The sequence below is a fragment of the Desertihabitans brevis genome, from assembly GCF_003327535.1.
Taxonomy (GTDB): Bacteria; Actinomycetota; Actinomycetes; order Propionibacteriales; family Propionibacteriaceae; genus Desertihabitans; species Desertihabitans brevis.
On the sequence record NZ_QOUI01000002.1, the window covers coordinates 281,231 to 305,438 of the forward strand.

Here is a 24,208-nt window from a genome sequence, read left to right on the forward strand (position 1 = left end):
GACGGGCTCAGAGCGACTCGACGAGCCGCTTCGCCTCGGCCAGACCCAGCCCGGTCTCCTCGCGCACCACCTTGATCGCCTCGATCGTGCGGCCCAGCCCGGCCAGCTCGCGGGCGCGGGCGCTGACGGGCGAGGCCTGGTCGGCGAGCTCGGACGGGTCGACGCCGGCGCGGCGGGCCAGCTCCTGCACCATGCGCTCGAGCTGGGACACGCGGAACCGCAGGGCGTCCACCTCACGTCGGGAGGCCGAGTCGAAGAACATGGCCGGACCCTAGCGGTCGAGGGGGACAGCGGCCACGTCCCCGACCACCACCACGGCGGGGTTGGTGACGCCGACCTCGCGGGCCCGCTCGGCCAGGTCGGAGAGCGACGTGTGCGTGACCCGCTGCCGGGGTGTCCAGCCCTGCTCGACCACCGCCACCGGGGTCGCGGGCGGACGTCCCGCGGCCACCAGGGCGTCGGCGATCTCGGCCAGGCGCCCCACGGCCATCAGCAGCACCAGGGTGGAGCCGGTGGCGTGCAGCAGCGGCCCGAGACCGGCCGGGCCGTCGTGGCCGGAGGCCACCACGAAGGAGGTGCTGAGACCGCGGTGGGTGACCGGGATGCCGACCGCGGCGGGCACCGACGTCGCGGAGGTGATGCCGGGCACCACCTCGACCGGGACGCCGCGCGCCGCGCAGTAGGCGACCTCCTCACCGCCCCGGCCGAGCACGAACGGGTCGCCGCCCTTGAGCCGCACCACCCGCCGGCCGGCCCGGGCGTGGCTGACCAGCAGCTCGTGGATGGTGTCCTGGATGCTGCCGTGCCGGCCGGGATGCTTGCCCACGTCGACCACCTCGACGTCCTCGGGCAGCAGGGCCAGGTGCTCCTCGGTGCCGAGCCGGTCGGCCACCACCACGTCGGCCGACGCCAGCAGTGCCCGGCCGCGGACGCTGATCAGCCCGGCGTCCCCCGGTCCGGCGCCGACCAGCCACACCCTCCCTGCGACAGGCTCAGGGAGGGAGGAGCCGTGCTCGGGCAGAGAGGAGCCGGGCTCCGCGTGGGTGGCGCCGGGCTCGGCGGCCGGGCGCCGGCGACGCACCGGCAGGGTGCCGGAGTCCAGTCCGGCCAGCACGGCGTCGCGGACGGCGACGGCCCGGCGCGGGTCGCGGTCGCCGGAGACGGCCACCGTGATCCCCTCCGCCGGGCTGCCCGGAGCGCCCCGGGCGACCGAGGGGCGGTGCACCGGGGAGGCGTCGGCGTCGTCGGCGCGCAGGCACCACACCCGCTCGCGCTCGCAGGCGGTGGCCACCGCGGCGTCGACCGTCCCGGTGGCGGTGAGCACGAACCAGGCGGGGGTGGGACACAGCAGGTCGTCCTCGGCGAACGGCCGGCGGTGCAGGACCAGGCGTCCCTCCGCGGCCAGGGCGACCACCCGCTCGCTCGGCTCCGGGGCCACCACCTCGACCAGGGCGCCCTCGGCCAGCAGGTCGTCGACCCGCCGGCTGGCGACGGCACCGCCGCCGACGACGAGGACGCGGCGGTCGCGCAGGCGGAGGCTCACCGGGTACACGATCGCCTCAGCCCACCCGGAGGGCCGGGCGCAGGGCACGCGTCGCCCGGGCGGCGGCTCGCCCTTCGACAGCCTCGGGGCGCTCGTGGTCGCGGCGGCGCGCGGTCAGATCAGCCACGAGTCGGCGTCGACGAGGTCGCCGGTGAGCTGGACCATGCCGGCGGCCAGGGTGGCGCCGTCGTCGGGGCTGATCAGCAGGAACGAGCCGGTGCGGCGGGCGGCGGCGTAGTCGTCGACCGCGACCGGACGTCCCAGCCGCAGCCGGATGGTGCCGATCCCGTTGAGCGGCAGCTCCGACGGGGCCGGGCCGCGCTCCAGGGTGGTCATGTCGAGGGTGTCGACGAGGTCGGTCACCAGGCCCTTGACCGTGGCCGTCCCCACCCGGACGTAGACCATGTCGCGGGGACGGATCGGACGGCTGGAGAGCACCGCCACGGTGGCCTCCAGGTCCTTCACCTCCGTCGCCGGGCGGGCGGCCTCGCTGATCAGGTCACCCCGGGAGATGTCGAGGTCGTCGGCCAGCCGCAGCACCACCGACTGCGGGGCGTGGGCCCGTTCGCGCTCGACCGGCTCCCCCGGACGTCCCACCCGGTCGATGCCGACCACGGTGGTGGCGAAACCCTCGGGCTGCACCTGGACCCGCGTGCCCACCTCGACCACGCCGCTGGTGATCCGGCCGGCGTAGCCGCGGTAGTCGGGGTGCTCCGCGCTCTGCGGGCGGATGACGTACTGCACCGGCATCCGGAACGCCTCGTCCTGCGGGGACGCGCCGACCTCCACGGTCTCCAGGTGCTCGAGCATGGTCGGCCCGTCGTACCAGGGGGTGTGCGCCGAACGGGTCACCACGTTGTCCCCGAGCAGGGCCGAGACCGGGACGGCGGTGACCGCGTCGATGCCGACGTGACCGGCCAGCCGCTGCAGCTCGGCCACGATGCCGGTGAAGACCGGCTCGGAGAAGTCGACCAGGTCCATCTTGTTCACCGCGACCGCGACGTGGCGGATGCCGAGCAGCCCGGTGACGGCCAGGTGGCGTCGGGTCTGCTCCAGCACGCCGTGCCGGGCGTCGACCAGGATCAGCGCCAGCTCGGCCGTGGACGCCCCGGTGACCATGTTGCGGGTGTACTGCACGTGGCCGGGGGTGTCGGCGAGGATGTAGGACCGCGTCGGGGTGGAGAAGTAGCGGTAGGCCACGTCGATGGTGATGCCCTGCTCGCGCTCGGCGCGCAGGCCGTCGGTGAGCAGCGCCAGGTCCGGGTGCTGCAGCCCGCGCTCGCGGCTGACCCGCTCGACGGCGTCCAGCTGGTCGGCCAGCACCGACTTGGTGTCGAACAGCAGCCGGCCCACCAGGGTGGACTTGCCGTCGTCGACGCTGCCGGCCGTGGCCAGCCGGAGCAGGTCGCGGCCGGCCTCGGGGTCGACCAGCATCCGGTCGGACTCGCTCAGGGCATCGGGGTCGATCGTCTCGGTGGCCATCAGAAGTAGCCCTCCTTCTTGCGGTCCTCCATGGCGGCCTCGCTGAGCCGGTCGTCGGCGCGGGTGGCGCCGCGCTCGGTGAGCCGGCTGCCGGCCACCTCGAGGATGACGGCCTCGACGTCGCCGGCGGTGGAGTCGACCGCGCCGGTGCACGACATGTCGCCGACGGTGCGGTAGCGGACGGTGCGGGTCTCGACCTCCTCGCCCTCGCGGGGACCGCCCCAGTCTCCGGCGCACAGCCACATCCCGTCGCGGCGGAACACCTCGCGGGAGTGGGCGTAGTACAGGCTGGGCAGCTCGATCTGCTCCCGGGCGATGTAGCGCCAGACGTCGAGCTCGGTCCAGTTCGACAGCGGGAACACCCGGACGTGCTCACCCGGGGAGTGCCGGCCGTTGTACAGCTCCCACAGCTCGGGCCGCTGCCGGCGCGGGTCCCAGGCGCCGAAGGAGTCGCGCAGGCTGAACACCCGCTCCTTGGCGCGGGCCTTCTCCTCGTCGCGCCGGCCGCCGCCGAAGACGGCGTCGAACTTGTGCTCGACGATGCCGTCGAGCAGCGGCCGGGTCTGCAGCGGGTTGCGGGTGCCGTCGGGACGCTCGACCAGCCGGCCGTCGTCGATGTAGTCCTGCACCTTCTGCACCACCAGCCGCAGTCCGAGCCGCTCGACGGTCTCGTCGCGGAAGGTCAGCACCTCGGGGAAGTTGTGGCCGGTGTCCACGTGCATCAGCGTGAACGGCGGCTTGGCCGGCGCGAACGCCTTCACCGCCAGGTGCAGCATCAGCACCGAGTCCTTGCCGCCGGAGAACAGCAGCACGGGACGCTCGAACTCCCCGGCCACCTCCCGGAAGATGTGGATGGACTCGGCCTCGAGATCGTCGAGGTGGTCGAGCCGGAGGTCGGCGGCGGCGCTGCTGGCCACGCTGGCGCGGTCGATCGTCGTCACGGTTCCTGCCTGGTCGATGGGGCTCACGTGTGCAACCCGCACTCGGTCTTGGCCTGGCCGGCCCAGCGGCCGGCGCGGGCGTCCTCGCCGGGGAGGACGGGTCGGGTGCAGGGGGCGCAGCCGATGGAGGCGTAGCCCTGCTCCCGCAGCGGGTTGAGGTGCACGTCGTAGTGGAAGACGTAGGTCTCGAGGTCCTCGTCGGTCCAGGCGGCCAGCGGGTTGATCTTCACCATCTGCCGCTTCTCGTCGAAGGAGACGACCTCGATGTCGGTGCGGGTGGGGGCGTCGACCCGGCGCATCCCGGTCACCCAGGCGTTGCGTCCGGCCACGGCCTGGTTCAGCTGCTCCACCTTGCGCGGCCCGCAGCAACGCTCCGGCGACCAGTCCCGCAGGGCGGCCTCCCGCTCCTCCAGGCTCTGCAGCGGCAGGATGGTGCGGATGCTCACCGGGGTGTTCTCGGCGTAGTGGTCGCGGGTGGCCAGCGTCTCGGGGAAGTGGTAGCCGGTGTCGAGGAAGAACACGTCGGCCCCGGGCAGGGTGCGCCCGACCAGGTCGACCAGCGCCTCGTCCCCCATCGAGGAGGCGGTGGTGAGGCCGTCGCCGAAGGTGTTGTGGGCCCAGCGCAGCACGGCCTCGCTGAGCTCCACCTTGCGCAGGTAGTCCTCGCCCTCGCCGTGGGCCGCGACCAGGGCGGCCCCGTCCCGGACCGCCTCCCGCAGGCGTGGCTCGTCCCAGGTGATCGTGCTCATCGAGGTCCTCCCGAGGTGCGTGAGTGGTTGACGTCGTGCAGGGTGACGCTGAACAGCCGGTCGCAGCTGCGGCAGTGCCAGCCCCCGACGGTGTCGTCGGCGTAACGCTCGGCGGGCACCAGGTCTTCCTCCCCGCAGAAGGGGCAGTGGAAGACCGGGCTGCGCAGGGTGCTCACCGCAGGTCGTCCTCGTCGGCGCGGCGCGCCCAGCGGGCGAAGGTCTCGCCGTCGGTGCGCTGCTCCAGGTAGCGCCCGGTGACGCGGGCGACGTACTCCCCCAGCTCCTCGGCGGTGACCTTGAGGTTGCGGGTCTTGCGGGCCAGCCCGGCGTCCACCCCGAGGCTGCCGCCCAGGTGCACCTGGAAGCCCTCGACCTGCTCGCCGTCCGGGCCCGGGACGAGCATCCCCTTCAGCCCGATGTCGGCCACCTGGGTGCGGGCGCAGGCGTTCGGGCAGCCGTTGACGTGCAGGCTCAGCGGGGAGTCGAAGTCGGGCAGCCGCTCCTCCAGCTCGGCGACCACCGAGGCCGCGCGGGCCTTGGTCTCGACGATGGCGAGCTTGCAGTACTCGATGCCGGTGCAGGCCATCACGCCGCGGCGGAACTCGCTCGGCCGGGCGGTCAGCCCGAGGGCCTCCAGCGCGGTGACGGCGGCCTCGACCTGCTCGTCGGGGACGTCGAGGACGAGCAGCTTCTGGTGCGGGGTGAGCCGCACCCGACCCGAGCCGTGCTGCTCGGCCACCGCGCCCACGGCGTTCAGCACGTCACCGCTGACCCGCCCGGCGATCGGCGCGACGCCGACCCAGTTGCGCCCGTCCTTCTGCCGGTGCACGCCGACGTGGTCGACCCGGCGCTCGGACAGCTCGATGGCGGGGCCGTCGACCAGCGGGCGTCCGAGGTAGTCCTGCTCGAGCACCTCGCGGAACTTCTCCGGACCCCAGTCGGCCATCAGGAACTTCAGGCGGGCCTTGTTCCGCAACCGGCGGTAGCCGTGGTCGCGGAAGATGCCGACCACTCCCGCCCACACGTCGGGGACGTCCTCCAGCGGTACCCAGACGCCGAGCCGCTGGGCCAGCATCGGGTTGGTGCTCAGCCCGCCGCCGACCCACAGGTCGAAGCCGGGGCCGTGCTCGGGGTGCACCACGCCGACGAAGGAGATGTCGTTGATCTCGTGGGCGATGTCGGGCAGCCCGGAGATGGCGGACTTGAACTTGCGCGGCAGGTTCGAGAACTGGGGGTCGCCGATGTACTTCTCGACGATGGCCTCGATCGCCGGGGTGCCGTCGATCACCTCGTCGGCGGCGATCCCGGCCACCGGCGAGCCGAGCACCACCCGCGGGCAGTCGCCGCAGGCCTCGGTGGTACGCAGCCCGACGGCCTCGAGCCGGCGCCAGATCTCGGGCACCGACTCGATCTCGACCCAGTGCAGCTGGATGTTCTGCCGATCGGAGATGTCGGCGGTGCCGCGGGCGAAGTCGTTGCTGATCGAGGCGATGGTGTTGAGCTGCTCCAGGCTGAGCGCGCCGCCGTCGGAGCGGACCCGCAGCATGAAGTAGGAGTCCTCGAGCTCCTCCGGCTCCAGGGTGGCGGTCTTGCCGCCGTCGATGCCCTGCTTGCGCTGGGTGTAGAGCCCCCACCAGCGCATCCGCCCGCGCAGGTCGTCCCCGGGGATGGAGTCGAAGCCCTCCTTGGCGTAGGTGCTCTCGATCCGGGCCCGGACGTTGAGGGCGTCGTCGGCCTGCTTGAACTCCTCGTTGTGGTTGAGCGGGGTCCGGTCGCCCGCGGCCCACTGGCCGTGGGACTTCTGGGGGCGGGCGGACTTCGCGCGGGCGGGCGCGGTCGGGCTCTGGGTCACGGTCGACCTTCCGTCGAGGCTGCGGAGTGGAGCGGGATGGTCCTGGGCGGCTCAACGCGGGCGTCGCGGCCGCTGTTCCCGCAGGGTGCGGGCTGCGCGGGCGCGGGGTGGCCGGTCGGCGGGGCCCGGGCGGGGTCAGCGACAGAGGGCGCTGCTGGTGCGCAGCAGGTCCACGTGGTGGCGCACGGTGAGACCACCGCGCACGAGCTCGACCCTGGTCACCGGAGCAGTGTGGGTGAGGAAGGGTGGGTTAGGACGACCTCAGTCCAGAGGGTGGACGCCGGCCGGGCTCACAGGTGGCGGTCGAAGAAGGTGGCGATCCGCTCCACCGCCGGGTCGACGTAGCGGGGCTCGTCGTACATCTCGTAGTGCCCGGCACCCTCGACGACGTACAGGTCGACCGGGTTCGGGGCGAGCTCCCACAGCCGCAGCCCGGCCTCGCACTGCCCGGTGCTGCCGCGCCGTCCGGCCACGACGACCTGCAGCGGTTGGGTGAGCAGCTCGGGCACGAGGTGGAACGCGTCGTAGCCGAGCAGCAGGGCGTCCCCGCGCAGCAGGCGGCGGTTGGTGGAGCGCTCGTGCTGCCCCCGCGGCGTGCGGTAGTAGGTGACGGCCTGCAGCGTGTCGGGGTCGGTGGTCCCGGCGGCACGGGCCTCCTCGGGGGTGTCGGGGAGCCAGCCGACCCGCTCCAGGGTGCCCTCGGCCACCTCCCGGGTGCGCTGCTCGGCCAGCGCGTCCAGTGCGGCGGCCGGGCCGTCGGGGGCGAAGGCGGGCGAGCGCCAGGAGGTGCCCATGTTGCCCGCGACCACGGTGGACAGCGCGCGGATCCGGTGGTCGGTGCGGGCGGTGTGGACGGCGTAGCCGCCGCCGGCGCAGATGCCGAGGGCGCCGAGGCGGGCGGGGTCGACGCCGGGGACGCGGGCGAGGGCGTCGAGGGCGGCGGAGAGGTCGGCGCCGCGGCGGTAGGGGTCCTCCAGGTCGCGGGGCTCGCCGCCGCTGGCGCCCTGGTGGGCGGGGTCGAAGGCCAGGGCGACGAGGCCGCGGCGGGCCAGCCGGGAGGCGTAGTTCGCCCCGATCTGCTCCTTGACGCTGCTCCCGGGGGTGGACAGCACCACGGCGGGGTGGGGCGTGGTGGCGTCGAAGCCGTCGGGGAGGTGGAGCTCGGCGGCCAGGTGGAGACCGCCGGCGGGGATCGTGAGCTGCTGGAGCATGGTGTCGTCCGTCCTCTAGTGTGATTCTGTTCAACGCACAACTTGTACCAAGCCGTACTTGTTCCACACTGTACGAAACCGCGAGGAGGTGCGGCATGTCCGCGAGCCAGGACGCCGCCCAGCTCTGGAAGCTCAACCAGCGGCTGCTGACCCGGGTGATGAACGCCGCCGAACCGCAGCTGGCGGCGCTGGGCATCGGGACCAAGGAGTTCTTCGTCCTCGACGAGGTGGACGCCTGCCGCTACCCCGCCGAGCTGGCGGCGAAGCTCCTGCTGCCGAAGGCCAGCGTCACCACGTACCTGCGCACCCTCGTGGCGGCGGGGCTGGTGCGGCGCGAGATCGACGAGGACGACCTGCGCCGGCACCGGCTGACGACGACGGAGCGGGGCGCGCAGGTGAGGGCGCGGGCGCTGGACGCGCTGGCCGCCGAGTTCGCCGCGATGACGGAGCAGCTGGACGAGCGGGAGCGGTCGGAGCTGCGCCGGATCCTGGACAAGCTGCTCAGCCAGCCCTCCGCCGCCGGCTCGGAGGACTGAGCTGCCTCGCGCCCGGGCGTTCCGGTCGGGCCGCGCCGGTCGGCCCGGCACGGCCCCGGGCCGACCTCAGCGTCCGCCCAGCACGCCCTCCTCGACCGCCTTGCGGACGGCGTCGGCCTCGGTTTGGGTGAGGGTGCCGTCCTCCACCGCCCGGGTCAGCCGCTCCTCGACACGCGCGGCGCGCTCGGCCTGCCGCTCGCTGCGCAGCTCCTCCACCGCGTCGGTGACGACCGACTCCTCGATGCCGAGCTTCTCGGCCAGGGCGGAGGCGAGCTCGGCGATGCGCTCGTCCGGCGTGGGACGCTCGCCGTCGGCGTCCTCGCGGGCCTGGCGCTGCTCCTCGCGCAGCTCCTGCAGCGCCGTGACCAGCGCCTCCTCCTCCACCCCGAGCCGCTCGGCCAGCGCGGCGGTGTCGAACCCGCCGGGGCCGTGCCCACCCCCGCGGGGGCCGCGCTCGCCGTCGGCCGGGGCCTGCTCCTCGCCGGCGCCCGGGCTGGCCGGGGCGCTCGGGCTGGCCGTCGGGGACGGCGTCGGCTCGGCCACCGCGACCTGGCCCAGGCCGAGGCCCATCCCGGCCGTGGCGGCCACCGCCGCCGCGCCGGCCACCCACTTCGCTCTGCTGCTCATCTGCTGCTCCTCCCTGCCCGCCGAGCGGTTCGACGGTGCGACCGACGCTAGGAAGAGCGGCTGTCAGCGCGGTGTGAGCCGGCCGTCAGCCCGCTGGCAGCTCAGAGGTTGCCGCGGCGCTCCTGCTCCCGCTCGATCGCCTCGAAGAGGGCCTTGAAGTTGCCCTTGCCGAAGCCGAGCGAGCCGTGGCGCTCGATCAGCTCGAAGAAGACCGTCGGACGGTCGCCCAGCGGCTTGGTGAAGATCTGCAGCAGGTAGCCGTCCTCGTCGCGGTCGACGAGGATGCCGCGGCGCTGCAGCTCCTCGACCGGCACCCGCACCTCACCGATCCGCTCCCGCAGCGCGGGGTCGGTGTAGTAGGAGTCGGGGGTCTGCAGGAACTCCACGCCCTCGGCGCGCAGGTGGTCGACCGCGGCGAGGATGTCGTGGGTCGCCAGCGCGAGGTGCTGGGCACCGGGGCCGTCGTAGAACTCGAGGAACTCGTCGATCTGGCTGCGCCGCTTGGCGACCGCCGGCTCGTTGAGCGGGAACTTCACCCGGTGGTTGCCGTTGGCGACCACCTTGCTCATCAGCGCGGAGTAGTCGGTGGCGATGTCGTCACCGATGAACTCGGCCATGTTGGTGAAGCCCATCACCTCGGTGTAGAAGCGCACCCACTCATCCATCTTCCCCAGCTCGACGTTGCCGACCACGTGGTCGAGGGCCTGGAACACCCGCGTCGGCGCGCCCTCGCGCGGGACGTGGCCGGAGGTGCGGGCGACGAAGCCGGGCAGGAACGGGCCGGTGTAGCGGCTGCGGTCGACCAGGGTGTGCACGGTGTCGCCGTAGGCGGCCAGGGTCGCGGTGCGGACCGTGCCGTGCTCGTCGCTCAGGTCGTGCGGCTCCACCAGGACGGTCGCCCCGACCGACCGGGCGTGGGCGACGCAGCGGTCGACGTCGGGCACCTCGAGGCTGATGTCGACCACCCCGTCGCCGTGGCGGCGGTGGTGGTCGAGCAGCGGGCTGTCCGGGGCGACGCCGCCGGTGACCACGAACCGGCAGGAGCCGCTGCGCAGCACGTAGGCGACGGAGTCGCGGCGGCCGGTCTCGGGGCCGGCGTAGGCCTCCAGGCGCATGCCGAAGGCGGACTGGTAGTGCTTCGCGGTCTGGGTGGCGTTGCCGACCACCCAGTGCACGGCGTCCCAGCCGGTGACGGGGAAGACGTCGCCGGCGGCGTCGTAGTCGACGAGGCCGACGAGCTGGCGCAGCTGCTCGGCGCTGAGCGAGGCCAGCTTCTCGTCGGCGGTGAGGATGGAGGAGGTGAGCACGTCGGTGGACTCGGTCATGGGGTCAGTGCAGTGCCGGCTGTCAGGTTGTGCAACAGTCGGTCGGGCAGGTGGACAACCTGACCACCTGCCCGTCGGACGGCGCCGTCGACCTGGAGGCAACGTGACCAGCAGCCACCACACCCTCGACGACCTGGACCGCCGGCTGCTGGCGCTGTTCGCGGCCCGTCCACGCCTCGGCGTGCTGGAGGCGAGCCGGCAGCTGAAGGTGGCCCGGGGAACCGTGCAGGCGCGGCTGGACCGGCTCACCGCGGCCGGCGTCATCACCGGGTGGGGGCCGGAGATCTCACCGGAGGCGCTCGGCTACGGGGTGACCGCCTTCGTCAGCCTGGAGATCGACCAGGCGCTGCGGCAGCGGATCACCGCCCACCTCGAGCGCATCCCGCAGGTGCTGGAGTGCTGGACGGTGACCGGCAACGGCGACCTGTGGTGCCGGCTGGTGGCGCGCTCGAACGCCGACCTGCAGGACGTCATCAACGTGCTGGTGGCCGATCCGGGCATCCTGCGCACCTCGACGGTGATCGGGCTGAGCACCGAGATCGCCATGCGCACCCAGCCGCTGGTCCAGCACCGCGAGCCGCGCCGGTGACGCAGGTCGGCCGCTACCGGCTCGTCCGACGCCTGGGGGTGGGCTCGTTCGCCACCGTCTGGCTGGCGGCGGGCCCCGGAGGCGAGGTGGCGGTGAAGGTGCTGGCCGAGAACTGGGCGGTGGACGCCGACGTCCGGGCTCGGTTCCTGGCCGAGGCGCGGCTGCTGCAGCGGATCGCCGACCCGCGGCTGGTCGCGGTGCACGAGATCGGCACGCTGCCCGACGGTCGGCCCTGGTTCGCGATGGACCACTGCCCCGGCGGTTCGCTGGACGACCTGCGCCGGCAGCGCCTGCCCGCCGATCGCGCGCTGCGGCTGACCGCCGAGGCCGCCCGCTGCCTGCACGTGCTGCACGAGCACGGGGTGGTGCACCGCGACGTCACCCCGGGCAACCTGCTGCTGGACGCCGACGGCCGGGTCCGGCTGGCCGACCTCGGGGTGGCCAAGGACCTGTCGGTGGGCACCGGCTCGACGATGACCGCCGGTACCCCCGCCTACATGGCCTGGGAGCAGGCCACCGGCGGCGCGCTGGACCGCCGCTGCGACGTGTACTCGCTGGCCTGCGTCGGCTACGCCCTGCTCACCGGCCGGCCGCCGTTCCCCGTGCGCACGCTGGCTGACCTGGTGGCCCGCGGCCCGGACGCCCGCCCGCCGGCGGTCGCGGAGGCGGTCGCATGCCGGCCGGGCTGGACGACGTGCTGGGAGCCGCGCTGAGCTCGGATCCGCGGGAGCGTCCGGTGACCGCCGCCACTCTGGCCGACGCCCTCGACGCGATCGCCTCCGCCGGCCTCGGGCGTCCGGGCTCCGACAGGCTCAGCCCGCGGGGATCCGGTGAGCGCGGGACGCCACCACCGCGCCCTGAGCCGGCCGAAGGGCGGGTGCCGGCCGGGCTCGGGCGGTTCGGGCTGGTGCTCGGCGCGGTGGTGCTCGGGCTGCTCGTCGTGCTGGTCGTCTCGGTCGGGGTGCTGCTGACCTGAGACCACGCCCGCCCGGGGTCGAGGCCGGGTGCGGGCGAGGAAGCCGAAGACCACGGGATCGTCGTGCAGCGGGATGACGCAGAGCCGTGGGATGCGATCGCCCTTCGACAGGCTCAGGACGTCGGGGTCAGGTCGGGCTCAGGGGTCGGGTCGGTCAGTGGGTGGCGTGGCGATCGGTCTCGAAGGAGCTGAGGGTGGCGTCGTAGTCGGCCTCACCGACGGCGTACATCGGTGTCATCCAGTGGTAGAAGTTGTCGCCACGCTCGCGCAGCTGGCGGTAGAGCTCGCTCACCAGCTCGCGCTCCACGACGGCCAGCTCGGGGTCGCCGATGCGGTTGACCAGCTCGTGCGGGTCGGTCACCAGGTCGTACAGCTCGTTCACCGACTCCGGGTTGACCACCAGCTTGTGGGTGCGGGTCCGCAGCATCCGCTGCGGGTAGGGGAAGTGGTGACCGTGGTACTCGCACAGCACCGTCGGCGACCACGGCACCGACTCCCCGCGCACCAGCGGCAGCAGCGAGCGGCTGTCGACGGCCGGGGACGCGTCCAGCCCGGCCAGCTCGAGCACCGTGGCGGTCATGTCGGTCAGGGTGACCAGCTCCTCACGCACCTGCGGCGCCTCCCCCGGCACCCGCACCAGCGCCGGGATCCGGTAGATGTCGTCGTACATGGCCGGGCCCTTGTCGTGCAGGCGGTGGGCGCCGGTGAACTCGCCGTGGTCGGCGGTGAACAGCACCGCCGTCGACCCGGTCAGCCCGAGCCGGTCGACGGCGTCGAGGATGCGTCCGATCTCGAGGTCGATCATCGCCACGTAGCCCCAGTAGGCCGCGATCAGCTCCCGGCTGGTCCGCTCCCCCAGCGTGTCGTGGGTCCACAGCCCGGAGTAGTTGGCCTGCACCGGCGGCTTGTTCTCGAAGGTCTCGGCCACCGAGGCCGGCAGCTCCATGGCGTCGGGGTCGTAGCGGTCGTACCACTCCGCGGGGAGGATGTAGGGCAGGTGCGGGCCGAAGAAGTGGGTGGCCAGGAAGAACGGTGGGCGCCCGTCCGGCCCCTCCTCCGGCGCGGAGCGCTGTCCCTCGCCCTGCGCGAAGCGCTCCAGCATCTCGATGGTCCGGGTGGCGAGGTAGTGCTCGAAGGTCGCCTCCAGCGGCTGGTGCAGCCGGGCCGCCAGCAGGTTGCCCTCGCCACCGTTGGGCGTCGTGCCGCGGACGAGGTCGCTGATCCGGTACGGCGGCAGGTCGTGCTCGTCGAGGTAGGCCAGGTAGTCGGGGTGGTCGACCTGGTTGTGCCAGCCCTCGAAGTGCGGGCCGGCGAAGCCGTAGTCGGCGGCCGTCCGCTGCACCCCGCCGTGCCACTTGCCGAGCAGGCCCAGGTTCCAGCCGGCGTCGCGCAGCGCCTCGGCGAAGGTGAACTGGTGCGGGTCGAGGTCCTCCATGTAGCCGACGTTGCGCTCGTAGTTGGCCAGCAGCTTGTGCCGGAACGGGGCCGCCCCGGTGAGCAGGCTGGCCCGCGCCGGGGTGCAGATGGCGGTCGGGGTGAAGCAGTCGGTGAACCGGGTGCCGGTAGCAGCCAGCCGGTCCAGGTTCGGCGTCTCCACCACCGGGTTGTCGTAGCAGCCCAGGGTGCTGACCGTGTGCTGGTCGGTCATCAGGAAGAGGATGTCGCGGGCCGGGCGCGCCACGCCGTCGCTCGAGCTCACAGGGCCACCTCCAGGACGGTCACGGAGTGGGCGGGGAAGGTGTGCACGCCGTCGGCCAGCGGCACCTCCGTCGGGGAGGAGAGGCTGATCCGCTCCGGGTCGCTGAGCGTGTTGTGCGCGAACAGGTCCGACTCCCCCGCGCCGATGCTGCGGGCCACCGCGGTGGCGGGCAGCCGGCGTCCGGGCAGGACGAGCTCGGCGGTCAGGTCGCGGTCGGCGGAGCGGTTGATGACCGCCAGGTAGAGGGTGCTGCCGGTCTCGTCGGTGGTGGCCGACACGTCGAGCAGCGAGACCGTGGCCGGACGGTGCACGTAGCCGCCCTCGGCGTGCTCGGCGCCCTGGCGGACCCGGCCGTGCCGGGCCGGGGCGAGCACCTCGGCGGGGACGGCCCGGCGTCCGGTGTGGTTCTGGTAGAGGTCCCAGACGTGGTAGGTCGCGGTCCGCACCACCCCGCCGGGACGCACCGCGAGCAGGCCGTTGGCGTTGACCAGGTTGACCGTGTTGGCCATCCCGACCGGCACCGGCAGGGCGGCGGCGCGGTGCATGGCGTGGAAGGCGCCGGAGTAGAACAGCACGTCGGCCAGGGTGCGGGGGCTGTAGCGGTTGACCCGCTGGCGCTGCACCCGGCCCTCGGCCGAGACCGCCGAGCCCGGCCCGTCCCCGGTCAGCTCGCGGGAGGCGATGCCGCCGTCCTCACCCGGCTCGGGGTCGGGCCAGCCGGCCGGCTCGTGGTGGCGGATGTTCCACTCGTCCAGTGCGATGGCCAGCGGGCGCTCGTGCCCGGCCTCGCGCTGGAACCGTCGCAGCTGGTGCGCGCAGTCCTGCACCGCCTGCTCGAACCACACCGGCTGGGCGACCACCGCCTCGAACTCCTCCCGGGTCGGTGCGGTGAGGTGCTCGTCGCCGCCGTAGAGGTGCAGCGAGACGTAGTCGACGACGTCGCCGAGCCCGTGCACCACGGCCCGGTTCCACTCCGGGTGCTGGTCGCCGACGGCCACGAAGGCGAGCCCCGGCGTCACCAGGCTCATGAAGCGGGCGTGCTCGCGGGCGTCGGCCACGTACTGCTCGACCGGGCGGTGGCCCATCTGCCAGGCGCCGTAGACCTCGTTGCCGAGCCCCCAGTACCGCACCGGCACCGGCTCGGGCAGCCCGTCGGCGGCGCGCTGCCGGGTCAGCTCGGTGTTCCCGGGGTAGCTGGTGTACTCCACCCAGCGCACGGCGTCGTCGACGCTGCGGGCGCTGTGGGCCAGGTAGGGCTCGGTGCCCACCGCCGCGCACCAGGCGAGGAACTCCGGCGTCCCGAACCGGTTGCTCTCCTCGCTGCCCCAGGCCAGCTCCAGCCGGCGCGGACGGCCGTCCCGCGGTCCGGTGCCGTCGCGCCACCAGTAGGCGGAGGTGAAGTTGCCGCCCGGCCAGCGCACCACCGGCAGCCCCAGGTCGCGGCAGGCCTCGATGACGTCGGCCCGGCAGCCCTGCAGCGGTCCCGGCTCGCGCACCGAGAGCGGCGACCCCTCGTCGAAGACGCCGCCCTCGACGTTGCCGAAGAAGGCCTGCTCGAGGAAGTGGCCGTAGACCAGGTCGTCGATCCGCGCGCCGGGGCCGGCGAGGTCGACCTGGACCCGGGCCTGGGGGTCGGGTGCGGGCATGGGTGCTCCTCCTGGGGAGATGGGGACGGATGGGACGCTGGGGACGGGCTACTGCTTGACGGCGCCGGCGATGCTGTCGACGAAGTGGCGCTGCATGGAGATGAACACCAGCATCACCGGCAGCAGGGAGATCACCGCCGCGGCCGCGAGCCCGGTGTAGTCGGTGCTGTACTCGCCGACGAAGCTGGTCATGCCGACGGCCAGCGTGCGCAGCTCGGGCTGGCTGAGGGTGAACACCAGCGGCAGCAGGTAGGCGTTCCAGGCGGTGAGGAACTGCAGGATGATGACGGTCGCGGTGACCGGCCAGGCCAGCGGCAGCATCACCCGGAAGAAGATCGTGATGGGGCCGGCGCCGTCCACCCGGGCGCTCTCCTCCAGCTCGCCGGGCAGGCTGCGGAAGTAGCCGGCGTACAGCAGGGTGGCGGCCACGTGGCCGCCGGCGCCGAGCCCGAGCACCACCCCGGCGTGGGTGTTGAGCAGGCCGAGGGAGTCGGTCAGCTGGGTGATCGGGATGATGGTGTAGCCCTCGGGCAGGAAGAAGGTCACCAGGAAGATCCCGATCACCAGCTTCTTGCCCGGGAAGCTGCACCGGCCCAGCACGTAGCCGGCCAACGCGCTGCGCACCACGATCAGGGCCACCGTCGCCACGGTGATCAGCACCGAGTTGGCGAAGTAGGTGCTGAAGCCCACCTGCTCCCAGGCCCGGACGTAGTTGTCCCAGACCAGGGTCTCGGGCAGCAGCGACAGCCCGTTGCCGAAGATCTCGCCCTGCTCCTTGAACGAGGCCGACAGCACCCACAGGAAGGGGTACACCCAGACCAGGCAGAACAGACCGAGCCCGATCCCGACCAGCAGCCGCGCCCGGCGGCTGCGGCGTCCGGGCCCGCCGGAGACCGGACCGGCGCTGATGCTGAGGCGGCCGGCGTCCTGCACGGTGCTCACGTCAGGCTCCGGCGGCGGATGGCGCGGACGCCGAGGGCCTGCCCGAGCGCCAGGCCGATGGTCAGCAGCCCGAAGAGGACCGCGGCGGCCGAGGCGTAGCCCAGCTGGGGCACGGTGGCCTCGAAGGCCGTCCGGTAGATGAAGATCTCGATCACCTCCGAGGAGTAGGCCGGCCCGCCGCCGGTGAGGGTGTTGGCGAGGTCGAACACGTTGAGCGCGCCCACCATGTCGATCAGCGTGATGATCACCAGGAACGGCACCAGCAGCGGCAGGGTGACGTGGCGGAACTCCTGCCACGGCCCGGCCCGGTCGACCCGGGCCGCCTCGCCCAGCTCGGGCGGGATGGTCTGCAGGGCGGCCAGCCAGTAGATCATCGTGATACCGAGCCACTTCCACACCCAGACCCCGATCACCGCCCCGAGGGAGGTGTCGGCGTTGGCAGCGAAGTTGACCGGCGAGTCCAGCAGCGCCAGCCGCACCAGCGCCGCGTTCACCGGGCCGCCGGCGTCGAGGATCAGGGTGAACACCACGCCGATCACGGCTCCGGTGGTCACCACCGGCAGGAAGATCAGGGTGCGGAACAGCCCGCGCAGCGGCGTCAGCCGGCTGTTGAGCAGCAGCGCCAGCAGCAGCGCCCCACCCACCCGCAGCGGCACCGCCACCACGAGGAACAGCAGCGAGTTGCCGAAGGCGTTCCAGAACAGGTCGTCGGCGAGCAGCTCGGTGAAGTTGTCCAGCCCGACGAACTCCCCGCGCACCGCGAACCCGGGCCAGTCGAGGAAGGCGTACCACCAGCTCGCCGCCAGCGGGTAGACGGTGTAGGCGCCGTAGCCGAGGAAGGTCGGCAGCAGGAACAGGTAGACCCACCAGTTCCGCCGCAGCCAGCGCAGCGGCGGCTCGCGGCGTCGCCGGGACGCCGCGGGCGCGGGCGGCGGGGCGGCCGCCTCGGGCAGCCGGGTGGGGGCGCTCACTGCTGGTGGTCCTCGCCGGGCGTCCAGTCCTCGAACCGCCAGTCCTCCACGCCGACCTCTGCGCCGTCGCCGGCGACGGACTCGATGGCCCGCTCCCGCTCGGCCGTCATCTGCTCGGCGAAGGTGGTCAGCGCCGAGCGCCAGTCCGAGGAGCCGTCGGTGAGCGCGGCCTGCACGATCTGGCCCAGGCCGGGGGTGACCTCGCCCATCTCGGCCAGCACCGCCGACACCGCGGGGTTGCGGACCTGCGGCACCGGGGCCATCCGGACGTCGGCGGCCATGTACTCGACGTTGGTCCGGTAGGTGGGGTGCACCTCGGCGTCGGCCACCACCTCGGTGAGCACCGGCGGCTGGTCCATCGCCGAGGCGAGGCTGCGCTGGAACTCCGGGTCGACCAGCCGCAGCATCAGCTCGGCGCCGAGCTGGGCGCGCTGGGCCTGGCTGGAGACCCAGAAGGTGCCGCCCGGCGGCTCGCTGTAGAGCACCGGGTCGCTGCCGTCGACGGTGGGGATGTGCCACACCCCCACTCCGCGCTCGACCGCCTCGGGCTCCTGCACCTTGAGCCCGCCGATGAACCACGGCCCCCACGGGTAGACCGCCGCCTCACCGGCGGCCCAGCGGGCCCGGGCGTCGCGGGTGTCCATCGAGGCCGAGGACGGGTGCAGCAGGCCGTCGGTCTGCAGCGAGAGCAGCCACTCCATCGCCTGCAGGTAGGGCTCGCTGGCGTAGGCGTACTCCCCCGTGCGGGGGTCGACCGCGCCCGCGGCCCCGGCCGTCTGGGCCAGGCGGTTGAGCAGCGAGGCCAGGTAGGACGGGTCCTTCGCCCCGATCACCATCGGGTGCACGTCGTCGCCGCCGGCACCGCGCAGCTGCTGGAGGGCGGCGCGGAAGGCGTCCCAGCTGCCGGGTGAGGTCTCGGGGTCGACGTCGGCCCGCTCGCACAGCTCGGTGTTGAGCCACGGGATGGCGTCGTGCCAGCGGCTGCTGAACACCGGCACGGTGTAGACCCGGCCGTCGAAGCGGTGGATGCCGTCGAGCAGCAGCTCACCCACCGGGGAGCCCTCGACGTCGACGAACTCGTCGATCGGCTGGAACCAGCCGGCGCCGACCAGCGAGGCCGGCGAGCCGTCCAGCCCGGCCAGGGAGTGCACGTCGGGCAGCTGGTTGCTGCGGCGTCCGAGCTGCAGCGCCTGACCCATCGACGGGCCATCCATCTCGCGCCGCTCGACCGTGACACCCGGGTGGGCCGCGGTGAAGGGGGCGAACAGCTCCTCCTCGAACAGGGTGGTCAGGGGGCGGAACTGGTCCCACCAGGTGACCGCACCGGTGGTCTCGCCGCCGCCGGAGGCGACACCCTGGCCGGGCTCCTGGCTGCCGGTGCACCCGGTCAGCCAGGGTGCGGCGACCGTCCCGCCGGCCGTGGCGAACGCCGCTCCGATCAGCCGCCGCCGGCTGATCGTTCCTGCGGCCGAGGCCGTCGTCGACCTGCTCATGGTGGACCCCTTCGTCATCGACTCTGATGTGGCGATGACCGTAGGAAGGCACCGCGGACGCGGCAACGGTTCTGTCGGAAAGCGGGCCGGACCCGGCAGAACGTCGACCGGGCGCCGGCGGCGTCGGCTCAGACCCCGGTGCCGGCGGGGGTCAGGTCGATCCCGGGGTCGCCGAGCAGCAGGGCGATCGCCCCCAGCGCGCCGGCCTGGTCGCCGAGCTGGGCCGGCACCACCTGCGCCGCGGACGTGCCCTGGCCGTCCTGCTGCGCGCTCGCGCCCAGCCCGAGCTGGGCGCGCAGGGTGTCGCGGACCGGCTCCAGCAGCGCCTCGCCGAGGACGACGAGCTCTCCCGCGAGCACGAAGTGGTGCAGGTCGAGCGCGGTGCCGACCGCGGCCAGCACCCCGCCCACCCGGCGGCCCGCCCGCGCCACCACGGCGCAGACGGCCTCCTCGCCGGCCGCCACCCGGCTGCGCAGCTCGGGCAGCGAGTGGCAGCCGGTGTCGGCGAGCACCTGCTCGAGCCGGACGTGGGCCTCCAGGCAGCCGCGCTTGGTGCAGCGGCAGACCGGGCCGGCGGGGTCGACGCAGACGTGGCCGAGCTCACCGCCCAGGTCGTGACTGCCGGTGCGGATCCGTCCGCCGAGCACCAGCGCCCCACCCACCCCCGCTGACAGCCGCAGGTAGGCGACGTCGGCGATCCCCCGCGCCGCACCCCAGGTGGCCTCGGCCAGCCCCGCCAGCCGGGCGTTGTTGTCGGTGCGCACCGGGACGTCCAGCGCCGCGCTCACCCGGGCGCGGATGGTGGCCAGCACGTCGGCGCGCTGCACCGTGCCCCCGGGCACCCCGACGCCGCAGCCGGCGAGCGGGCGTCCGGCGGGATCCTCGGCCAGCAGCTCCTCCACCGCGGTCAGCGCCACCGTGCAGCGCTCGGGCCAGCTGGTCCCCGGGGGGTAGGTGCGCCGCCGCCAGCCGACCACCTCGTGGGCCGCGTCGACCAGCACCATCAGCACCCGCCGGTGGCCGAAGTCCAGCCCGAGCAGCACGCCGGCGGCGGGGTTGAGCGTGAGGTGCTGCGGCGGCCGCCCGCCGCCGGCGTCGGTGCGCGGCTGCCCCGGGGCCACCACCACCTCACCGTCGGCCAGCAGCTCGGCGACCAGCCCGGAGACGGTGTCGCGGGAGAGCCCGGTGGCCTCGACCAGCTCGGCCCGGCTGGTCCGGCCACGGTGGCGCAGCCGCTCGACCACCTGCGCGCGGTGCAGCTCCCTGGGCGACGCCCCGCTGCGGCGGTCGGCTGGCACCAGGAGAGGACAGCAGCAGGGGTCGGAGGTGTCAATCTCCCGGCCCGGGGCGCCGGCGTCGACCGTCCTGAAGGGATCGGCGCCGGATCCGGCAGAACGCTGCCGCGCCGTCCCCCGGGACCCGGTGCCCGGTCGAACCTGCTGCTGCTGTGCACCGACCAGCAGCGCTGGGACGCCCTGGGTGGGTGATCGCCCTTCGACAGGCTCAGGGCGTTGCGGGTGGGCAGCGCGTCGGGGTCAGGGCTTCGGGCGGGTCAGCTGGCGCGGGTGACGGCCCACTGGCGGATGCGGTCGATGCGGGCCTGCAGCTGGTCGGCGTCGGCGGTGGCGGTGAGCGGACCGCCGCAGGCCTCGCGCAGGGCGTTGTGGATGACCCCGTGCGGCTCGCCGGTGCGGTGGTGCCAGGCACCGACCAGGCCGTTGAGCTCCTTGCGCAGCTCGCGCAGCCTCTGGTGGGTGGCCTGGGCCTGCTGGCGCTCCTGCTCCTGGGGGCTGGCGCCGCGGGCCAGCTGCTCGGCCTGGCGGCGCTGCAGCAGGTCGCGCACCTGCTCGGGCTCGAGCAGCCCGGGCAGGCCCAGGTAGTCGGCCTCGTCGACCGAGCCGGACGCCCCGCCCAGGCCGTACTCGCCGCCGTCGAATAGCACCCGGTCGAAGTCGGCCTCGCTGGCCAGCGCGGCGAACTCGCCGGCCTCGAGGTCGGCGTCCGGCTCGTCGTGCACCGCCTCGTCGATCTCGTCGAGCTCGATCTCCTCGGTGCGGGTGGCCACCTTGAGGGCGTGGTCGCGCTCGACCTCCATCTCGGCGGCGTAGCCGAGCAGTGCGGAGACGCTGGGCACGAACACCGAGGCGGTCTCGCCCTTGGCCCGGGCGCGGACGAAGCGGCCCACGGCCTGGGCGAAGAACAGCGGGGTCATCGTGGTGGTGGCGTACACCCCGACCGCCAGCCGGGGGACGTCCACGCCTTCGGAGACCATCCGCACCGCCACCATCCAGCGCTGGCGGCCGGCGGCGAAATCGCTGATCCGCTCGCTGCTGCCCGGCTCGTCGCTGAGCACGACCACCGGCTCCTCGCCCGAGATCTGGCGCAGCATGGCGGCGTAGGCCCGCGCGCTGGTCTGGTCGGTGGCGATCACCAGACCCCCGGCGTCCGGGACGCCGGAGCGGACCTCGGTGAGGCGGGTGTCGGCGGCCTGCAGCACCGCCGGCACCCAGGAGCCGTGCGGGTCGAGCGCGGTGCGCAGCGCCTGCGCGGCGAGGTCCTTGGTGAGCGGGCCGCCGAGCCGGGCGGCGATCTCGTCCCCGGCCCGGGTCCGCCACGACATCTCACCGCTGTAGGCCATGAACAGCACCGGCCGGACGATGCCGTCGGCCAGCGCCTCGCCGTAGCCGTAGGTGTAGTCCGCGCGTGAGCGCAGGTGGCCGGTGCCGTCGTGCTCGTAGCGCACGAACGGGATCGGGGTGCTGTCGGAGCGGAACGGGGTGCCGGTCAGGGCGAGTCGGCGGGTGGCCGGGTCGAAGGCCTCACGGACCGCCTCACCCCAGCTGCGGGCGTCCCCGGCGTGGTGGATCTCGTCGAGCACGACCAGGGTCTTGGTGCGCTCCACCCGGATCCGCAGCGCGTTGGGGTTGACCGCCACCCCCGCGTAGGTGAGCGCGAAGCCCTGGTACTCGCTGCTGGTGCCGCCCTGCCGGGTGCCGAAGGCCGGGTCGATGGCCAGTCCGATCCGCGCTGCGGCCTCGGCCCACTGCGTCTTCAGGTGCTCGGTCGGGGCCACCACCACGACCTGGTTGACCACCCGCCGGTTGATGAGGTCGGCGGCCAGGTGCAGGGCGAAGGAGGTCTTGCCCGCGCCGGGGGTGGCGACGGCGAGGAAGTCCTTGGGCTCGTCGCGGTGGTAGAGGTCGAGCGCGGCCTGCTGCCAGGCCCGCAGCTTGGTGACGGTGCCCCACGCGGCCCGGTCGGGGAAGGCCGGGGGCAGCCGGTCGGGGTGGGCGCGCTCGACGTTCCTGGGGTCGGGGTGCCGGGGTGTCACTGGCCCCACTGTAGTGCCGGGGACGGACGGCGCCGGACGCTCAGCCGAGGTCGACCGCGTGCACCGACCCGTCCTGGGCCCCGACCAGCAGCAGCTCCCCCACCCGGACCGGGGTGGAGAAGGTGTTGGCGGTGAACAGCTGACGCCGGCGGGTGGCCGTCCCGGTGGTCAGGTCGATCTCGGTGAGCAGCCCGGCGACCCCGACCAGCCACGCGGTGCGGCCGTCCTCCGACAGCACCGGTCCGGCGTTGAACGCCCGCGGCGCGGTCGCCAGCGTCCAGCGGACCGTGCCGTCGGCCGGGTCGAGCAGAGCGGCCAGCCCGCGCTCGTCGACCACCAGCAGCGCGTCGTCGCCGAGCAGCAGCGACGGGGTGTAGACGTGGCTGCCGGCGCGACGCCAGCGTTCGACGCCGGTGCGGCGGTCCAGCGCGATGGCCGCGGCCACGGTGGAGACCAGCACGCCGCCGTCGGGCAGCAGCTCGACCGTGTCGTCCCAGGGGCCGTAGATCAGCCGGGTGTAGGCGGTGGTGCGGGTGGTGGTGTCGAAGGACCAGCGCCGCTCACCGGTGCGGGCGTCGTGGGCGTACGCGCGCCCGTCACCGGCGCCGACCACGACCAGCTCGCCGTCGCAGGCCACCCGGCCGGCCGACATCACCGGCACCGGGGCCTGCCAGCGGACGCGGCCTCCCGGGTCGAGGCAGAACAGCGTCGGTCCGGCGGCGATGAGCACCGTCTCGGCGCCGTCGACCTCGGCCACCAGCGGCGCGGAGAGCACCGGCACGCCGAGGTCGGCCCGCCAGCGCTCCTCGCCGGTGGCGGCGTCGAGGGCGTGCAGGGCGGCGTCGGCCGAGGGCACCAGCAGGGTCGACTGGTCGGCGCTGGGGGCCGGCCCGCGGTAGACCGGGCCGAGGCGGCGGCGCCAGACCGGGTGGGGGCCGTCGGCGGTGGGCCGCAGCGCCTCCACCGCGCCGGAGCTGCTGGCGGCGACGACGAGGTCGCCGACCAGGGCGAGCGCCCCCTGCACGCGGCCGCCGACCCGGTGCGACCAGAGCACCGGGAGGTCCTCCTGGCCGCCCCGCTCGACCGGGACGGTGGTCTCCCACAGCCGCCCGTCGGCGGCCCGGGCCTGCACCTGCACCCGGTGCGTCCCGGCGGGCAGGGCGCCGGCGGCCAGCTCGCCGGAGAACAGCCCGCGGCCGCGACGCCGCAGCGGGGTGGGCGGGGTGTCGTCGGTGCCGCCGAAGACGCCCTGCGGGTAGATCCGCGCACCCACCTCCTGCACGCCGCGCAGCGCCGGCACGGTGAGGGTGAACCGGTCGCCGTCCGCGCGGACGCGGGGCCGCAGCGGGCCGAGGTCGGCGGCCGGGTCGGCGAGCGGGATGACGGCGTAGGCGGTGGCGCGGGTGCTGCCGTCGGGGGCCACCTCCACCCGGGCCACCCGCAGCACCGGGCCGGTGGCGTCCTCGACCCGCTCGACGCGGTAGTAGACCGGGTTGCCCTTGGTGGCGCGTCCGGTCACCTGGGTCAGCCCGTTGAACCGGGTGACCTCCTCGCGGTGCACGTGCCCGGCGAAGACGCCGCGGACGTCGAACGGCTCGATCGTCTTAAGCAGCGCCTCGGTGTCGTTGACGTAGAGGTTGCGCCCACCCAGCGGGTAGTGCAGGAAGAGCAGGCTGGGGGTGCCGGCGGGGACGGCGGCCAGGTCGTCGGCGAGCCACCGCAGCAGGTCCGGGCCGAACAGCCCCGGCTCCTGCAGCACCTGGGTCGGGTCGAGACCGACCACGTGCAGCCCCCCTCTCTCCGGACCGCCCGCGGTGAAGGAGAAGCTGGGCGGACCGAAGACCGCCCGGTAGGCCGCCCCGGCGGTGGGGTCCCAGCGGGCCTCGTGGTTGCCGGGCACGTGCTGCAGCAGCGGCCACAGCGTGTCGGGCACGGTGGCGCGGTAGGCGTCGTACTCCGAGACGGCGCCGTACTCGGTGATGTCGCCGCAGTTGAGCACGAACGCCGGCTGCTCGGCCTCGACCGCGGTGAACACCCGGCGCAGGTTGTCGAGGTTGGTCGGCACGTCGACGTCGGCGTGGGTGTCGGTGAGCACCACGAACCGCAGCGACCCGGTCTCGGCGTGGGCGGCGGCCGGAGCCGTGCCGAGCCCACCGGCCAGACCGAGCAGACCGCCGGCGCCGGCCAGGCCGAGGAAGCCACGGCGGCCCAGCCGGGCACCGGCGGGCTCGAGCGGGGTGGACGTCGCGGGGGCGGGGTCGGTGCTCACCCGCCACACCCTGCTCCGCTCAGGTG

23 protein-coding genes are annotated in these 24,208 nt (G+C 74.0%); 4 read left to right on the top strand and 19 right to left on the bottom strand.

What is annotated here, in order from left to right; translation table 11 throughout:
• Positions 1-7 precede the first annotated feature (7 nt).
• The 9 genes from DT076_RS20490 to DT076_RS04690 all read right to left on the bottom strand — a co-directional run bounded on the left by DT076_RS20490 (position 8) and on the right by DT076_RS04690 (position 7,778).
• Complete coding sequence (locus DT076_RS20490) at positions 8-262, bottom strand: ribosomal protein L7/L12 (protein WP_114125472.1); 255 nt, start codon at positions 260-262, stop codon at positions 8-10.
• 9 nt (positions 263-271) lie between these two features.
• Positions 272-1,543 carry a uroporphyrinogen-III C-methyltransferase gene (cobA, locus tag DT076_RS04660; protein WP_233493636.1) on the bottom strand — a complete coding sequence of 424 codons (1,272 nt, stop codon included), beginning with the start codon at positions 1,541-1,543 and terminating at the stop codon, positions 272-274.
• Between the two features lie 114 nt (positions 1,544-1,657).
• Positions 1,658-3,025 (bottom strand): GTP-binding protein, encoded by a 1,368-nt coding sequence (locus DT076_RS04665; RefSeq protein ID WP_199538965.1) that lies wholly within the window; start codon positions 3,023-3,025, stop codon positions 1,658-1,660.
• Complete coding sequence (gene cysD, locus DT076_RS04670; protein ID WP_233493674.1) at positions 3,025-3,957, bottom strand: sulfate adenylyltransferase subunit CysD; 933 nt, start codon at positions 3,955-3,957, stop codon at positions 3,025-3,027. Before cysD ends, DT076_RS04665 begins: the two co-directional genes overlap by 1 nt.
• Positions 3,958-3,989: 32 nt before the next feature.
• A complete protein-coding gene (locus DT076_RS04675; protein ID WP_114125474.1) occupies positions 3,990-4,715 on the bottom strand; it encodes a phosphoadenylyl-sulfate reductase in 726 nt (241 codons plus the stop codon).
• The gene (locus tag DT076_RS04680; protein WP_114125475.1) at positions 4,712-4,891 is read right to left on the bottom strand and encodes a hypothetical protein; all 180 of its coding nucleotides are present in this window, start codon (positions 4,889-4,891) and stop codon (positions 4,712-4,714) included. The genes DT076_RS04675 and DT076_RS04680 overlap by 4 nt, the downstream gene beginning before the upstream one ends.
• Positions 4,888-6,567 carry a nitrite/sulfite reductase gene (locus DT076_RS04685; protein ID WP_114125476.1) on the bottom strand — a complete coding sequence of 560 codons (1,680 nt, stop codon included), beginning with the start codon at positions 6,565-6,567 and terminating at the stop codon, positions 4,888-4,890. The genes DT076_RS04680 and DT076_RS04685 overlap by 4 nt, the downstream gene beginning before the upstream one ends.
• A gap of 135 nt (positions 6,568-6,702) precedes the next feature.
• A complete protein-coding gene (locus tag DT076_RS20410) occupies positions 6,703-6,789 on the bottom strand; it encodes a putative leader peptide (protein ID WP_407642706.1) in 87 nt (28 codons plus the stop codon).
• Positions 6,790-6,857: 68 nt separating this feature from the next.
• Positions 6,858-7,778 (bottom strand): alpha/beta hydrolase, encoded by a 921-nt coding sequence (locus DT076_RS04690; RefSeq protein WP_114125477.1) that lies wholly within the window; start codon positions 7,776-7,778, stop codon positions 6,858-6,860.
• A 95-nt stretch (positions 7,779-7,873) separates the two neighbouring features.
• Here DT076_RS04690 and DT076_RS04695 point away from each other — a divergent pair, with 95 nt between their 5' ends.
• Positions 7,874-8,314 carry a MarR family winged helix-turn-helix transcriptional regulator gene (locus DT076_RS04695; RefSeq protein WP_114125478.1) on the top strand — a complete coding sequence of 147 codons (441 nt, stop codon included), beginning with the start codon at positions 7,874-7,876 and terminating at the stop codon, positions 8,312-8,314.
• Positions 8,315-8,380: 66 nt separating this feature from the next.
• Here the strand turns inward: DT076_RS04695 and DT076_RS04700 are convergent, their stop codons facing one another.
• Positions 8,381-8,941 (bottom strand): hypothetical protein, encoded by a 561-nt coding sequence (locus DT076_RS04700; RefSeq protein WP_114125479.1) that lies wholly within the window; start codon positions 8,939-8,941, stop codon positions 8,381-8,383.
• A gap of 101 nt (positions 8,942-9,042) precedes the next feature.
• A complete protein-coding gene (gene hppD / locus DT076_RS04705) occupies positions 9,043-10,266 on the bottom strand; it encodes a 4-hydroxyphenylpyruvate dioxygenase (RefSeq protein ID WP_114125480.1) in 1,224 nt (407 codons plus the stop codon).
• 103 nt (positions 10,267-10,369) lie between these two features.
• Here hppD and DT076_RS04710 point away from each other — a divergent pair, with 103 nt between their 5' ends.
• The 3 genes from DT076_RS04710 to DT076_RS04720 are packed head-to-tail and all read left to right on the top strand — an operon-like array spanning position 10,370 to position 11,831.
• Positions 10,370-10,855, top strand: a complete 486-nt coding sequence (locus DT076_RS04710; protein WP_233493637.1) for an Lrp/AsnC family transcriptional regulator — start codon at positions 10,370-10,372, stop codon at positions 10,853-10,855.
• Positions 10,852-11,568, top strand: coding sequence for a serine/threonine-protein kinase (locus DT076_RS04715; RefSeq protein ID WP_114125482.1), 717 nt, complete (start codon positions 10,852-10,854; stop codon positions 11,566-11,568). Before DT076_RS04710 ends, DT076_RS04715 begins: the two co-directional genes overlap by 4 nt.
• Before the next feature lie 23 nt (positions 11,569-11,591).
• Positions 11,592-11,831, top strand: coding sequence for a hypothetical protein (locus DT076_RS04720; protein ID WP_158548041.1), 240 nt, complete (start codon positions 11,592-11,594; stop codon positions 11,829-11,831).
• 154 nt (positions 11,832-11,985) lie between these two features.
• Here the strand turns inward: DT076_RS04720 and DT076_RS04725 are convergent, their stop codons facing one another.
• The 8 genes from DT076_RS04725 to DT076_RS04760 all read right to left on the bottom strand — a co-directional run bounded on the left by DT076_RS04725 (position 11,986) and on the right by DT076_RS04760 (position 24,182).
• Positions 11,986-13,530, bottom strand: coding sequence for a sulfatase-like hydrolase/transferase (locus DT076_RS04725; protein ID WP_233493638.1), 1,545 nt, complete (start codon positions 13,528-13,530; stop codon positions 11,986-11,988).
• Positions 13,527-15,176 carry an alpha-L-arabinofuranosidase C-terminal domain-containing protein gene (locus tag DT076_RS04730; RefSeq protein ID WP_114125484.1) on the bottom strand — a complete coding sequence of 550 codons (1,650 nt, stop codon included), beginning with the start codon at positions 15,174-15,176 and terminating at the stop codon, positions 13,527-13,529. The genes DT076_RS04725 and DT076_RS04730 overlap by 4 nt, the downstream gene beginning before the upstream one ends.
• A gap of 48 nt (positions 15,177-15,224) precedes the next feature.
• On the bottom strand, positions 15,225-16,118 hold the full coding sequence (locus DT076_RS04735) for a carbohydrate ABC transporter permease (RefSeq protein ID WP_233493640.1): 894 nt from the start codon (positions 16,116-16,118) through the stop codon (positions 15,225-15,227).
• Positions 16,115-17,089, bottom strand: coding sequence for a carbohydrate ABC transporter permease (locus DT076_RS04740; protein WP_158548042.1), 975 nt, complete (start codon positions 17,087-17,089; stop codon positions 16,115-16,117). The genes DT076_RS04735 and DT076_RS04740 overlap by 4 nt, the downstream gene beginning before the upstream one ends.
• Positions 17,086-18,582: an ABC transporter substrate-binding protein gene (locus DT076_RS04745; RefSeq protein WP_158548043.1), complete on the bottom strand. Its 1,497-nt coding sequence runs from the start codon at positions 18,580-18,582 to the stop codon at positions 17,086-17,088. The genes DT076_RS04740 and DT076_RS04745 overlap by 4 nt, the downstream gene beginning before the upstream one ends.
• 128 nt (positions 18,583-18,710) lie before the next feature.
• On the bottom strand, positions 18,711-19,880 hold the full coding sequence (locus tag DT076_RS04750; RefSeq protein WP_114125486.1) for an ROK family transcriptional regulator: 1,170 nt from the start codon (positions 19,878-19,880) through the stop codon (positions 18,711-18,713).
• 254 nt (positions 19,881-20,134) lie between these two features.
• Positions 20,135-21,913, bottom strand: a complete 1,779-nt coding sequence (locus DT076_RS04755; protein WP_114125487.1) for a DEAD/DEAH box helicase — start codon at positions 21,911-21,913, stop codon at positions 20,135-20,137.
• A 40-nt stretch (positions 21,914-21,953) separates the two neighbouring features.
• Positions 21,954-24,182 carry an outer membrane protein assembly factor BamB family protein gene (locus tag DT076_RS04760; RefSeq protein WP_147264054.1) on the bottom strand — a complete coding sequence of 743 codons (2,229 nt, stop codon included), beginning with the start codon at positions 24,180-24,182 and terminating at the stop codon, positions 21,954-21,956.
• Positions 24,183-24,208: the final 26 nt, after the last annotated feature.